Below are 13074 nucleotides of genomic sequence, written 5' to 3'. Positions count from 1 at the left end.
GTCACGCCGGCGCGTCACTCGGGAAGACCGGCTTTGCGTTGCAAACATTCCGACCGCTTGATTGTAGAGGAGACGCAGCATGGAACGATTCACCGGCGGTTGCCTGTGCGGCGACGTCCGAATTGAGGCTTCGGGACGCCCATACCGGGTCGGCCTTTGTCACTGTCTCGACTGCCGCAAGCATCATGGGGCCCTCTTTCACGCTTCCGCAGTGTTCCCTCAGGATGCGGTGACGATCAATGGCGAAACACGCGACTACGCCGGGCGGTTTTTCTGTCCCCGCTGCGGCTCGTCCGTTTTCGCACGCACCGCCGACGAAATCGAAGTGAACCTGGGATCCCTGGATACCCCTGACCAGCTGATGCCAACCTACGAAAGCTGGAACGTCCGCCGCGAGTCCTGGTTGCCGCCGTTTCCGCTCACGAGACGATACGAGCGCGATCGTGACGCGACGGGTCGCTTTGAGGAGTAGGCCGCACGAACGGTGCGAAGGACTATTTTGTGGGATTCCATATTTGCTGGATCGCGAAAAGGGAACTATCAATGCCGCTGAGTTTTCATAAAATGCACGCCAATGGCGATGACTTCGTTATCGTGGACTCGCGAAACTCGTCCAATCCAATGACAAGTAACATGGCTCGGCGAATGGGGGATCGGAATCGAGGAGTCGGATTCAATCAACTCGCAGTGGTGCTCGATTGCGATGATGCAGATGCGCGCGTGATGTTTTGGAATGCAGATGGCTCCACGCTGGACGCTTGTGGCAGCGCAACGCGGGGGGCCGCGGATATGCTGATGCGCGAATCAAATATTACGTCGATAGCGCTCCGAACCAACCGTGGTCTACTCACTTGCGAACGAACCTCAACCGGCGCAATTTCTGTCAACATGGGAGAGCCGCTTTTCGGCTGGTCGGATATTCCTCTGGCTCTGGAAATGGATACTGCTGTTTTGCCACTTGCTGGTGGCCCAACTGCTTGCAGCATGGGAAATCCGCACTGCACCTATTTTGTGGATGATCTGACAGCCGTTGATATAGCGACAATAGGACCGACAATTGAAACCAACCCCCTATTTCCCCTCAGGACGAACGTGCATTTCGTCCAGATCATTGACCGAAAGCACATTCGATTGCGCATTTGGGAGCGCTGGGGGGGTATTCCGCTTGGTTCAGGTTCCTGCTCTTGTGGTGCCGCTGTTAACGGAATTCGTCGTGGCTTGTTAGACAATTCCGTGGAGGTTGAATGTGATGGCGGAACCGTAACGGTTCAATGGGATGGCGTGGGACCTGTCTTTCTCATCGGACCGGTAGAGACGACTTTTTCTGGAGTAATCACGGATAGCCTGTTACAGGCTTTGTAGTTTCTATCCCTGTGATAAACAGAGGAATTATTCATTCAGTCAAAAGCCCGCTGAGCCGGTGATGGTCAGCGGGCTTTTACTCGGGCGAGTTTTGTTCTGATCCGTATTTTCCTTCGCTACCTGCATCTGTAACCCACGCAGTCGCCGGCTCACAATGACAGCACGCTCCGCAGTTGCGGCAACCGCTGTACTGCAAACTCATAACGTAGGAGGCCCAATGGGCAAGATGGCAATTTTCCTGGGTGGATTTCTGGTGTTGACCATTTTGATCGGTGCGCTTGCCACGATTTCTCCCGTTTAGACACTTCCTCCAATCAGTAAAAAGCACAACGCCTCCACATTGGGAGGCGTTGCAGTTTCAGCACTACCGCCCGCGTTACTTAAGATCGAAGCGATCCACGTTCATCACCTTGGTCCAGGCAGCCACGAAGTCTTTAACAAACTTTTCCTTCGCATCAGCGGTTGCATAGACTTCGGCCAACGCGCGCAACTGCGCATGTGAGCCGAAGACGAGGTCGACACGGGTGCCTGTCCACTTCACTTCGCCGGTTTTGCGATCGCGCCCTTCAAACTCCTCATTAGCCTCCGAGACCGGTTTCCATTCCACGCCCATATCCAGCAGGTTCTTGAAGAAGTCGTTGGTCAACGCCTCCGGTTGCTGCGTGAACACACCGTGTTTGGTTTGCCCGACGTTGGTGTTCAGCACGCGCATACCGCCAATGAGCGCGGTCATTTCTGGCGCGGTGAGTGTCAGCAGTTGCGCCTTGTCGATCAACAGCTGCTCGGCCGGTACGCGGTATCTGCCTTTGAGGTAGTTACGGAAACCATCGGCGATGGGTTCGAGGAAGCCGAAGGATTCCACGTCCGTCTGCTCCTGGGAGGCGTCCATCCGTCCTGGCGTGAAAGGCACCGTCACGGTTTGACCGGCGTTTTTTGCCGCCTGTTCGACGCCAGCGCTACCGGCCAGCACGATCAGGTCCGCCAGCGAGATCTTCTTGCCGCTGTTGTTGAACTCGCTCTGAATGCTCTCGAGTTTCGCCAGCACGTTCGCCAGTTGCTCAGGCTGGTTGGCCTGCCAGAACTTCTGCGGGGCCAGACGCAGACGCCCACCGTTGGCACCGCCGCGTTTGTCGGAGCCACGGAAGGTGGAAGCCGCCGCCCAGGCAGTTGATACAAGCTGCGAGACTGTCAGGCCCGAGGCCAGGAGTTTGCTCTTGAGTTCGGCGACGTCACTGTCGTTGACCAGGGTATGGTCGACCGCTGGAATCGGATCTTGCCAAAGCAGTTCTTCGCTTGGCATTTCCGGGCCGAGGTAGCGGGAGAGAGGCCCCATGTCGCGGTGGATCAGCTTGAACCAGGCACGGGCGAACGCGTCGGCCAACTGGTCTGGATTGGCCAGGAAGCGCCGCGAAATCGGTTCATAGATCGGGTCGAATCGCAGCGACAGGTCGGTGGTCAGCATGGTCGGATTGCGTCGTTTGGACGGGTCGTGAGCATCCGGAATGATGCCGGCGCCGGCGTTGTTTTTCGGTATCCACTGGTTCGCACCGGCCGGGCTTTTACTCAGCTCCCACTCGAAGCCGAACAGGTTTTCCAGGTAGTTGTTGCTCCACCGGGTGGGCGTGGTGGTCCAGGTGACTTCCAGGCCGCTGGTGATGGTGTCCGGGCCTTTGCCGGTGCCGAAGCTGTTCTTCCAGCCAAAGCCCTGCGCTTCGAGGCCAGCGGCTTCGGGTTCGGCGCCGACATTGTCGGCAGGTCCGGCGCCGTGGGTCTTGCCGAAGGCGTGGCCGCCGGCAATCAGTGCCACGGTTTCTTCGTCATTCATCGCCATGCGCGCGAAGGTCTCGCGGATGTCTTTCCCGGCCGCAACCGGGTCCGGGTTGCCTTCCGGGCCTTCAGGGTTCACGTAGATCAAGCCCATTTGCACCGCAGCGAGCGGGTTTTCGAGGTTGCGCCCTTGCTCGGTACGACTCTCCTCATTTTCCCCCGGCTCGGCAACGAGTGGGCCTTCGCCGGGCTCTTGCATGGGCTCATTTTCTTTGCCATAGCGGGTGTCGCCACCCAGCCACTTGTTTTCCGAGCCCCAGTAAACATCCTCATCCGGTTCCCAGACGTCCGGACGACCGCCGGAAAAGCCAAAGGTCTTGAAGCCCATGGACTCCAGCGCGACGTTGCCGGTGAGGACAATCAGGTCTGCCCAGGAGATGTTACGGCCATACTTTTGCTTGATCGGCCAGAGCAGCCGACGCGCCTTGTCGAGGCTGACGTTGTCCGGCCAACTGTTGAGCGGCGCAAAGCGCTGCTGGCCGGAACCGGCGCCACCACGACCGTCACCGGTGCGATACGTACCGGCGGCGTGCCAGGCCATGCGAATGAAGAGTGGCCCGTAGTGACCGAAGTCCGCCGGCCACCAGTCTTGCGAATCGGTCATCAACGCCGTCAGGTCTCTTTTGACCGCTTCAAAGTCCAGGGTTTTGAATGCTTCGGCGTAGTTGAAGCCCTCGTCCATGGGGTCGGACAGGGACGAGTGCTGATGGAGGATCTTCAGATTCAGTTGGTTCGGCCACCAGTCGCGGTTTGTCGTGCCACCGCCAGCGGCGCTAAGGAACGGGCATTTCGATTCATTTGCCATGTGTGAGCTACCTTTGGTCGTGTTCATCCGGCTATTCGGCCCAGCGTGGGCGTTAAATAGCAACGAGCGAAACCAATGACACAGGCTGCAGGGCCAGCAGTTTGATCAACTGATTGTTTTGATCACACGGGAATTCTGAACAGCGGCAATCGAGTTGCCTGCACGGTGGCCTACGGCAGATTTAGTCAGGCTTCTGACCCATTCCTATCTCCTTATCAGCTCTTAACCGGCCGGCTAGGGTGCCAGCGCTCGAATAAGGTTAGACCCCAGTTGGGAAGTCAGCTAATAGGTGGAGTATTGGGTCGCGATAGGCAGAGTCTTTTACCGGCATCAGGGGTAGGCCCGCGCCTATTTGAGACGCGGGAAAGCCGTCACTTTCGCACGTTCTGGTACAGCATCAACCTTGAGGTTTCATGCATGGCGCGGGTCAACTGCGACAGGCGATTGAACTCTTCAGGGTTTTTCTCGGCGACGTTGTCCAGTGGCGTCGGTGAGGCCAGGTCATGGAGGCTTGGCGAGCTGCCGTCGTGCTCCATCTGCACCATGTAGTGTTGAGTAACGCCGGCAATCAGCGGGAATGTGCCTTCACGTAATACTAGCGGCACCACACGCTCACCCTCGCGCGCTAACACTCGCTAGTACAAGATCGGGTTTAATGAATTTCTGTTTTGTAAGCAATTGTTTGTCATGCGCTGCCATGTCGATGAACAACGCTCAATGGACAGGCTGAAACTACCGGACTAGAGGGATACCGATTCGAGCCAGCGGGGCTGACGGGTCATCCGCGCCGCTGGTCGAAAAAGCCTCGGGGTTCGGCGATAACGGGATCAGAAGTAGTACCCGATATTGACGTTGGTCCGGTAGTACCACTGATTGCTGCCAACCGAACTGGTATTGGTAAAGCCCGTACCGTTTTCCGCACCGCCATAGGGGTTGGCGTTTTTCGCCCAGGTCAGGTCGACCCACGCCATGATCGGCATGGCCAGGAACTGCGCACCGACGGTGTACATCTGCGAGTCGTCCCAACCGCTCTTGTCTTTCATCATTCGACTGTAGTCGTTGTACAGCTTGATCTTCTTTAGCTGCCCCAGTTTCGGCGTGGGGATGTCATAGCTAACATTCAGCGAGGCAATGGTGGCTTTGGAGGCGATCAGGTACGCGGGGGTCAGGCCGTTGCCGCCCATCAGCACCGAGTCGTTGCTGACACCGGCAGGGTTTTTTGGGTCGTACTCGTAGCGAATGCCTTGGGTGGAGACGGTCCACGCGCCGGCGTTGATGATGGCGTGGATACCGCCGGCCCAGTAATCGCCGTCGTCTTTGGTGGTGGCGTTGTACAACTGGGCGGCGGCCACCGATGCGCCGATTTCGGTTTTCCAGCCATCATTGATAAAGGTCCGCGCGACCCGGGCGTTGATCTGGTTGTGTTTCTCGTTGTCCTGGCGCGACTGGGTGAAAGGGATCGCATTGTCCTTGAGGTCGGCGAAACGCCCGACTTCCGGTGAGTAGCGAATGTCGGAAGGCAACATGCGCGGGAAATACCCGAGTTGCAGATCCCAGTCCTGATCCTTGTAGCTGTACTTCAAGCCAGTGCCGGCGCTGACGCCATAGCCCATGAAGAAGGGCAGGTGATAGCTCCAGCCAAATTGCGGGTAGGGTTCCAGGCCGAATGGTTTGAACGGCGCGCCCAGTTGCAGGTTTGAATTGCTGTTGAGGCGGTAACCGACGAAGCCGCGGTCGATGGAGCGTTTGCCGTCATCCTGAAACCAGTAGCCGACGTCACTGTAGAGGTTTTTGTACTTTGCCTGTACGTCGATGCGGAAGGTGTCGAAGAGAAAACGTCCGTTGTTTTCGGTGGTGTCCCAATGCTCGTCGCGGTAGTTGGTCCGCAAGGCACCGCCGATGTCCAGGCTGCTTTCGCCATCATCACTGCGCCAGGCGATATGCGGAAACGGCTTTTTTCCGGTCGTTGGCGAGTCGGGTGCAGCGGGACCGGGTTCACCGGCGAAACTCACGCAACTGCTCATCATCAGTCCCAGACATATAACGTAATGCTTCATGTTGACTCCGCTGCTCAATTGAACGCTACCAAGTGACCGGCAACACTGTTCCGTTCGCCTTAAAAGTGGCGATTGGCGGATAAACGTCGAGTGTTGCTTTGATTAAGTGCGTTTCTGTTTTTATTGTTTCATGGGTAATACGGCGTATGACAGATGAACTCATGTTTACTGAGCAGAAACTATGCCAACTGCCGAAGGCTTGCTAGATGCTTAAAAGTTCAATGAAAACAATTGTTTATATAGGAAACATAGTTGTTTGTGTTGCCCATGAAACAAGGGCTCCAGGGGGTAACGAAACTGCACGTTAACTGTGCGTTTTGTAGGTCACACCCCATAAAAAAGGCCGACATCACTGTCGGCCTGTTTAACCTGGGAAACTCAACTATCCGTGTTATAGATCCAGTACCAATCGCCGACTCTTGCATCCCGATACACACACCATCATGGATTTATTCGCCGCACGTTCGGCTTTGGTCAGCACGCCGTCCCGATGGTCGACATCACCTTCCAGCACGCGTGTTTCGCACGAACCGCACACGCCTTCGCGACAGCTGTACTCGATGTCACAGCCGGCATCGAGCAGCACGTCGAGCAAACTCAAGCCGGGCTCAATCGACAACGTCTTGCCGGATTTTTTCAGCTCGACGCTGTAGCTGCTCTGGGCATCTTCGGACGGTGGCAGTTCGGCCGCCGCGAAACGCTCGATATGCGCATGGGGGTAACCGAGACCTTCGCAGGTGCTTTCGAAAGCATCGAGCATCGGCGTCGGACCGCAGCAATAGAAGTGTGTATCGCTGGGCTGATCGGCCAGGTAGGCGCTCAGGTCTGGCGGCATGCCCTTTTCATCGTTGAAGTGATAGACGACTTTGGCACTCAAGCCGCTGAGTTCCTCAACCAGCGCGGCTTCCTGTCGCGAGCGGGCGCAGTAGATCAGTTCGGCGGATTTTCCCAGCGCCAACAGTTGGCGGAACATGCAGTAGATCGGCGTGATACCGATACCGCCAGCCACCAGCACGCTGTGTTTGGCGCTGAGGTCGAGCTGGAAATTATTGCGCGGTGACGAGATCGGCAGTTGCATGCCGACCCGCAGTTGCGCGTGCACAAATTCCGAGCCGCCGCGGCTGTTGCGATCACGCAGGATGCCGATCACGTAACGGCCTCGATCGCTCGGCGAGTTGAGCAGTGAATAACTGCGTACCAGTCCGTTGGGAAGATGCAGATCGATGTGCGAGCCGGCTTCAAACGGGGCGAACACCGTGTCGCCAAACGGCCGCAACTCGACGCTGATGATGCCTTCGGCTTCATAGCGCAGCGTGTGCACTCGAGCGGTGAGGGGGGAGGAATGGGACATCGGTCACCTCTTTTCGACAGTACGCAAATCGAGATCAAGACGCGCACTGGCCTCGATCTCCACCCGCAGTTCGGGAAACACCAGTGCGCTGACTTCGACCAGCGTGGAGGTCGGGAAAACCGCCTGACCTTCGAAGAAGTCATGGCGCGCGCGGCCCACTTCATCCTTGTCGGCGATTGCAGTGACATACACCGTCAAACGGTAAATGTTGCCGACATGCCCACCTGCCGCTTCAACCAGCGCCCGGACTTTGTTCAGCACGACCAGTGTCTGGGCGTAGGCATCGAGCGGCGCGTCAGCCACAACGGCCAGGCGTGTAGCGGGATGGCCGGTCATGCCGGACATCACCACTTCATTGCCGATCAGCAAGGCATTCGACCAGGTGGCGCTGGCCGGCTCGATCAACGAGCCGGCCTGAACACGTTGCACGGCTGCGTTCATGGCAACTGCTTCGCGTCGATCAGCTCCAGTTGGGCCTTGGCCGCGTTTTTCAGGTAGCGGCGCAGACGCACCACACCGAGGTCATGCTGGTAGAGGTTTTCCCGCTGGTTGGCGTCCGGCTCCATGAATTCGAGCAGCACCCGATCCTGTTCCAGCACCGCCCAGTGCCGTGCTTCCAGGCGGTTCTTGTAGAGGAAACGCCAAGTGTCGCGCTGCCAGCCGGTCAGTGGGCGGCATCGCCAGTGGAACACCGCCGACAAGGAGCGGCTGCTCGGTGTGTAGCTGCCGATGATGGTGAAGTTGCCGCCCGGGCCGCCGGTTTTCGGATACGGGATTTCCAGGCGCAGCCAGTGGCAGCCGTTATCCATGAACTCGGTCCAGTCGAAATTCACCCCGCGCTGGCCTTCTTTCTCGAAGAAGAAACCGTTGTCGGTGTCGCGGGTGACGAACTTGGCGGTGGCTTCGCCTTCGCTCATGGAGTGCGACATCTTGTGCAGGTAGGTGCCGTGCATCGGGTCCATGACGTTGTCGATGACGTAGCGATAATCGCCTTTCCACTCGGTGTAGCAGACGAAGCTGCTCCATTCGGGGGAGGTCAGTTGCTCCGGCAAGACCAGCTCCGGCGGAGTGTCCACGTGCGGATCTGCAGCGTTGTACAGAAAGATGGCGCCAGCGGCTTCACGGGTGTGGAACATGCGTGTCGGGCGGCTGCCTTCGAGCTTGCAACCGGGGCTGCCGGGGACTTTGGTGACCGTGCCGTCGCAGCGCACTTCGACGCCGTGATAAGGGCATTGCAGACGGTCACCCAACACCGGCCCCTGGGACAACGGCGCGCCGCGATGAGGGCAGTGATCTTCCAGGGCATGGACGCTGCCGTCATTGTCGCGCCACAGGGCGATCTTGTAGCCCAGACGGCGAATCGATACCGGTTTTTCGCCCAATTGATCGGAGGGCAGGACCGGGAACCAAAGGTTTTTCAACCCATTGGCCAAGAGGTTTTCAGCTGGATCGACGGTTGTATTCATGTTCATTTCTTATTGTCCTCCGGCGGGTCATTCGCCCAGCCGAGCCATCAGGGTTTTATAGGCGTCTGGTGTCCACTCTCCGGTGGTCAGCGGGCAGGGCGGCCCGGCCAGATTCAGGTGCACGAGCAGGTCGGGCAACTCGGTCACCCCGTTGCCAAAGGCGCGCTCGATAGAGTCACCGAGCAACTCTTCGAACTGGGTGTTGGGGCGTTTGCGGGCCTGATGCGGCTCCAGGTAGGGTTCGGTATTGCTCATCTCATTGACCTCCGTTACGTACCCGTTCGCGGATCATTTCGCGCACGGGAATAAAGTCATACGTCGGGAAAACTTCGGTGCTGAACACACCCCAGGCCGAGCGTTCGAGCTCGACGTTGAGGGTCGGCAGCAGACTTGGTGGCAAACGCAGGGTGACGATCTGGCCCAGGCCCATGGCCACGGTCCAGGACACCACCTCGACGCCTTGCGGGGGAAACCGTTCCCACCAGTCCTGCTGCTTCATATGCCGCTGAATGTCTTCCAGGTTCTTTGATTGGTCGTGCTTGAGCAGCACGGTCACCAGCAAGGTCTCGCTCATGCTCGTGTCCCTGCTCAAGCCACGTTCGGCATCGGTACAGCCCAGGCGTCATAGCCATAAACCCAGTCGGCGTTGCCGCCGTCCTTGAGCCATTGGTTGCCGCGCGAGCCGATCTGGATCTGGCTGGTGCGTTGCAGCCGTGCCTGCTGATAATCCTGCAGTGCATCGGCGATCTGCGCGGTGCTGGTCAGGTCTTGCAAATGGCGAGCGAGCACAACTGCGTCTTCGATCGCCTGGCCGGCGCCTTGCGCCATGAACGGCATCATTGGATGGCAGGCATCGCCCAGCAGGGTCATCGAACCCTTCGACCAAAACGGCAGCGGATCGCGTTCGTACAGCGCGGTCTTGAGCACCTCATTGCACGCATCGAGCAGGGCGCGAGCATCCGGGTGGAAGTCCTGATAGTGACTGCGCAACTCGTCGGCATCGCCGGCGCTGGTCCAGGACTCTTCATGCCAACTGTCCTGGGCGGTGGTGGCGAAGATGAAAATGTCCCGCCCCTGATTGAGTGGAAAGGTCACAATCTGGCTTTCCGGGGTCGGTCCCCACCATTTGGTGAACGCCTGAATGTTCGGCACATGGGCCACGCTCTCGGCCGGTACGACCGCGCGGTAGGCAACTACACCGGTAAAGCGCGGTTGCTCATCACCGAACAACGCGTTGCGCACTACCGAATGGATGCCGTCGGCGCCGATCAACAGATCGGTGACGTGGCGACTGCCATCCTTGAAACGCAACTCGATACCGTTGGCGGTTTGCACGACGTGCTCTGCGCGTTTGCCGAACTGCACCTGTTCTTGTGGAAAGACGTCTGCCAGCGCGGCAAGCAGATCGGCGCGGTGAATGGTCAGTTGCGGTGCACCGTATTTCTGTTCGGCGGCATCGGACATTTCCAGGCGCGAGGTTTCCTCGCCGCTGTCCCATAAACGGCTGATCCGGTGCGTTGGACGCGCGGCAGGGATGCGCACGGCAGCGCCTACCCCAAGACCATCCAGAGCACGTACGGCATTAGGTGTCAGGTTGATATCGGCACCGACCCGCAAAAAGGCTTTCGACTGTTCGAATACGGTGACGTTATGGCCTGCGCGAAGCAGGGCGATGGCGGCGGTCAGGCCACCGATTCCGGCACCAGCAATAGCGATATTCAGCGAAGACATGGACGACTCCTGCTCAGGGTTTCGGTTTGTCGGTGAGGAACTTGCCTTGCGGCGCTTCGACATGTTGCTGGCGTCGGGTATTGCCATCGATGCCGCCGGCGATGGCCCATTCGGCGAAGACCGTCGGGCCGGGTTCGAAGGTGCGCGGTTCCCATTCGCCGGTCAGTTGGTCTTCGTCGGCGTAGTACTCGACCAGCGCGCCGGCCGGGTTTTTGAAGTACCAGAAGAACGCCGACGACACCGGATGTCGACCCGGACCGATTTCCGTTGCCCAGCCGCTGCGGGAAATGTGCATGCCGCCGCCGAACACTTCGTGCACATCGCGCACGGTGAAGGCGACGTGGTTCAAGCCGGCACGAGGGGCGGGCAGTTGCAGCATGAACAGGTCGTGGTGGCCGCCTTCTTCGGCGGTGCGCAGGAACGCCCCGCGATCCGGATAGCGGTCAGAGGCCTGGAAGCCGAAACGTTCGTGATAGAAGGCTTCGCAGGCGTTCACGTCCTTGACGAAAAACACCACATGGCCGACTTCGATCGGCGTGGCGCGGTCGTAGACCGGCGCGGCCTTGTTGATCCGGCCTTTGGTCTGCCAGGTGTTATGGCCGCTGCACTCGATCACCAGTTCTCGCTTGCGGGTCACTTGCAGGCGGATCGCCAAGCCGTTGGGATCGGTGCAACCGATGCGCCCATCAGCTTCGATGAAGCCCGGATCGTTGGCGATTCGTTCGCTATAAAGCCTCAAGTCAGCGTCGCTTTCGACGCCCCAGACCACTTCGCGCACGGTCGAACCGGCCTCGATGGCGGGCGGCAAACCCGCCTTGTTGATGTCGGCGAGCACCACGCGGCAACCGTTGAGGGTTTCGAAGATCACTTCGTCAGGCTGCTCGCTGACTTTCGTCAGGCCCCAGTCGCTGAAAAAACGCACGCTGGTGTCGAGGTCCTCGACGCCGTAGGTGACTTCATCAATGCCTAAAACGCTCATAACCCAACCTCTCGTTGCACACCGGCCCAGGCCAATGGCTGTTCATTCATGCCCCAATAAAGGCTTTTCTGTTCCATGTACTGCAGGATGCCGAGGCGACCTTTTTCACGGCCCAGACCGCTGTCGCGCCAGCCGCCGAACGGTGTGGAAATCGAGAACTGTTTGTAGGTGTTGATCCACACCGTACCGGCCTGAATTTTTCGACCCAGCGCCCAGGCGCGTTTGTAATCGCGCGTCCAGATGCCGGCGGCGAGCGCGTACAGGCTGTCGTTGGCCTGCTCGAGCAATTGCGCTTCGTCATCGAAGGGCATGGCGACCAGAACGGGGCCGAAGATCTCTTCCTGACAGACCTGTTGGCTGTTGTTCAAACCTTCGAGGATGGTCGGCGGGTAGTAATAACCCTGGTCGTACACGCCGCCGCTCGGACGCTTGCCACCGAGCAACAGGCGTCCACCTTCGGCCAGTCCCAGAGCAACATAACGCTCCACCGACTCGCGGTGGCCGGCACTGATCAACGGGCCCATTTGGGTACGTTCATCGGCCGGATCACCGACGCGCAGTTCGGCCGCGGCCGCCACCAGGCGCGACATGAACGGCTCATACAACGCGCGGGCGACGAACAATCGCGAGCCGGCGATGCAGGCTTCGCCCGAAGAGCTGAAGATGCCGTACAGCACACCCGCCACCGCGTGGTCGAGGTCGGCGTCATCAAGAACGATGGTCGGCGATTTGCCGCCCAGTTCCAGCGACACCGGCATCATCTTGTCAGCGGCGATGTGGGCAATGTGTTTGCCGGTTTTGGTGCCACCCGTGAACGACACGCGCTTGACCAACGGATGACGCGTCAGCGCATCACCGAGCAGCGAACCCTTGCCCGGCAGCACACTGAGCAGACCTTTAGGCAAGCCGGCGTCCTCGCAGATGCGTGCCAGTTGCAAAGCCATCAGCGGCGTGATTTCCGCCGGTTTGATCACCACTGCGTTGCCCGCAGCGAGTGCCGGAGCGACTTTCTGCGCTTCGCTGGCAATCGGCGAGTTCCACGGGGTGATCGCGGCGATCACGCCCATTGGCTCGTACACACTCATGCTGACGAAATCACCGCGCGATGGCGTGATGGTTTCTTCGAGGGTTTCACAGGCCGCGGCGAAAAACTGAAACGTGCCGGCGGCGCTGGCCACCAGGGCACGGGTTTCGTTGATCGGTTTGCCGTTGTCCTGACGCTGCAATTGCGCCAGTTCTTCGCTGCGCTCACGGATCAGCTCGGCGATGCGGTACAGCACGCTGGCCCGTTCATGAGGTTTGCGCTGCGCCCAGCCGCTGTGCAAAAACGCTTGGTGGGCGCCTTGCACGGCGTCTTCCACGTCTTCGACACTGGCGGCATTCAGCCAGGCGACGGTTTCGCCCGTGGCGGGGTAGCACGTGGCATAACGCTCGCCGCGACCGAGGCGCCAGTCGCCGGCAATGCAGATCGGTAAAGTCTGTTCTAGAGTCATTGG

At 59.0% G+C, this 13074-nt stretch carries 12 protein-coding genes and 1 pseudogene; 2 read left to right on the top strand and 11 right to left on the bottom strand.

Annotated elements, in window-relative coordinates; all coding sequences use genetic code 11:
• The first annotated feature begins 79 nt into the window (after positions 1-79).
• A complete protein-coding gene (locus ACYZT5_RS11810; protein WP_462051260.1) occupies positions 80-472 on the top strand; it encodes a GFA family protein in 393 nt (130 codons plus the stop codon).
• A gap of 71 nt (positions 473-543) precedes the next feature.
• The gene (gene dapF, locus ACYZT5_RS11805; protein WP_462051259.1) at positions 544-1362 is read left to right on the top strand and encodes a diaminopimelate epimerase; all 819 of its coding nucleotides are present in this window, start codon (positions 544-546) and stop codon (positions 1360-1362) included.
• A 376-nt stretch (positions 1363-1738) separates the two neighbouring features.
• Here dapF and katG read toward each other — a convergent pair whose 3' ends face one another.
• The 11 genes and pseudogenes from katG to ACYZT5_RS11750 all read right to left on the bottom strand — a co-directional run bounded on the left by katG (position 1739) and on the right by ACYZT5_RS11750 (position 13071).
• A complete protein-coding gene (gene katG, locus ACYZT5_RS11800) occupies positions 1739-3994 on the bottom strand; it encodes a catalase/peroxidase HPI (protein ID WP_462051258.1) in 2256 nt (751 codons plus the stop codon).
• Positions 3995-4365: 371 nt separating this feature from the next.
• Positions 4366-4620: pseudogene (locus ACYZT5_RS11795) on the bottom strand (sulfatase); the annotation flags it as partial.
• 201 nt (positions 4621-4821) lie between these two features.
• Positions 4822-6051 carry a hypothetical protein gene (locus tag ACYZT5_RS11790; protein WP_462051257.1) on the bottom strand — a complete coding sequence of 410 codons (1230 nt, stop codon included), beginning with the start codon at positions 6049-6051 and terminating at the stop codon, positions 4822-4824.
• 391 nt (positions 6052-6442) lie between these two features.
• The gene (locus ACYZT5_RS11785; RefSeq protein WP_462051256.1) at positions 6443-7402 is read right to left on the bottom strand and encodes a PDR/VanB family oxidoreductase; all 960 of its coding nucleotides are present in this window, start codon (positions 7400-7402) and stop codon (positions 6443-6445) included.
• A gap of 3 nt (positions 7403-7405) precedes the next feature.
• Positions 7406-7843 (bottom strand): Rid family hydrolase, encoded by a 438-nt coding sequence (locus tag ACYZT5_RS11780; RefSeq protein ID WP_462051255.1) that lies wholly within the window; start codon positions 7841-7843, stop codon positions 7406-7408.
• On the bottom strand, positions 7840-8874 hold the full coding sequence (locus ACYZT5_RS11775) for a Rieske 2Fe-2S domain-containing protein (RefSeq protein ID WP_462051254.1): 1035 nt from the start codon (positions 8872-8874) through the stop codon (positions 7840-7842). The genes ACYZT5_RS11780 and ACYZT5_RS11775 overlap by 4 nt, the downstream gene beginning before the upstream one ends.
• 21 nt (positions 8875-8895) lie before the next feature.
• Positions 8896-9123 (bottom strand): recombinase-like helix-turn-helix domain-containing protein, encoded by a 228-nt coding sequence (locus ACYZT5_RS11770; RefSeq protein ID WP_462051253.1) that lies wholly within the window; start codon positions 9121-9123, stop codon positions 8896-8898.
• 1 nt (position 9124) lies between these two features.
• Positions 9125-9442, bottom strand: coding sequence for a hypothetical protein (locus ACYZT5_RS11765; RefSeq protein ID WP_461998852.1), 318 nt, complete (start codon positions 9440-9442; stop codon positions 9125-9127).
• Between the two features lie 14 nt (positions 9443-9456).
• Complete coding sequence (locus ACYZT5_RS11760) at positions 9457-10599, bottom strand: FAD-dependent monooxygenase (RefSeq protein WP_462051252.1); 1143 nt, start codon at positions 10597-10599, stop codon at positions 9457-9459.
• Between the two features lie 13 nt (positions 10600-10612).
• Positions 10613-11578, bottom strand: coding sequence for a VOC family protein (locus ACYZT5_RS11755; protein WP_462051251.1), 966 nt, complete (start codon positions 11576-11578; stop codon positions 10613-10615).
• Positions 11575-13071, bottom strand: coding sequence for an aldehyde dehydrogenase (locus ACYZT5_RS11750; RefSeq protein ID WP_462051250.1), 1497 nt, complete (start codon positions 13069-13071; stop codon positions 11575-11577). The genes ACYZT5_RS11755 and ACYZT5_RS11750 overlap by 4 nt, the downstream gene beginning before the upstream one ends.
• Positions 13072-13074 lie beyond the last annotated feature (3 nt).

The organism is Pseudomonas sp. LB3P14 (assembly GCF_054898045.1).
Note: the sequence above shows the minus strand (reverse complement) of the source record. Positions and strands in the feature narration are given on the sequence as shown.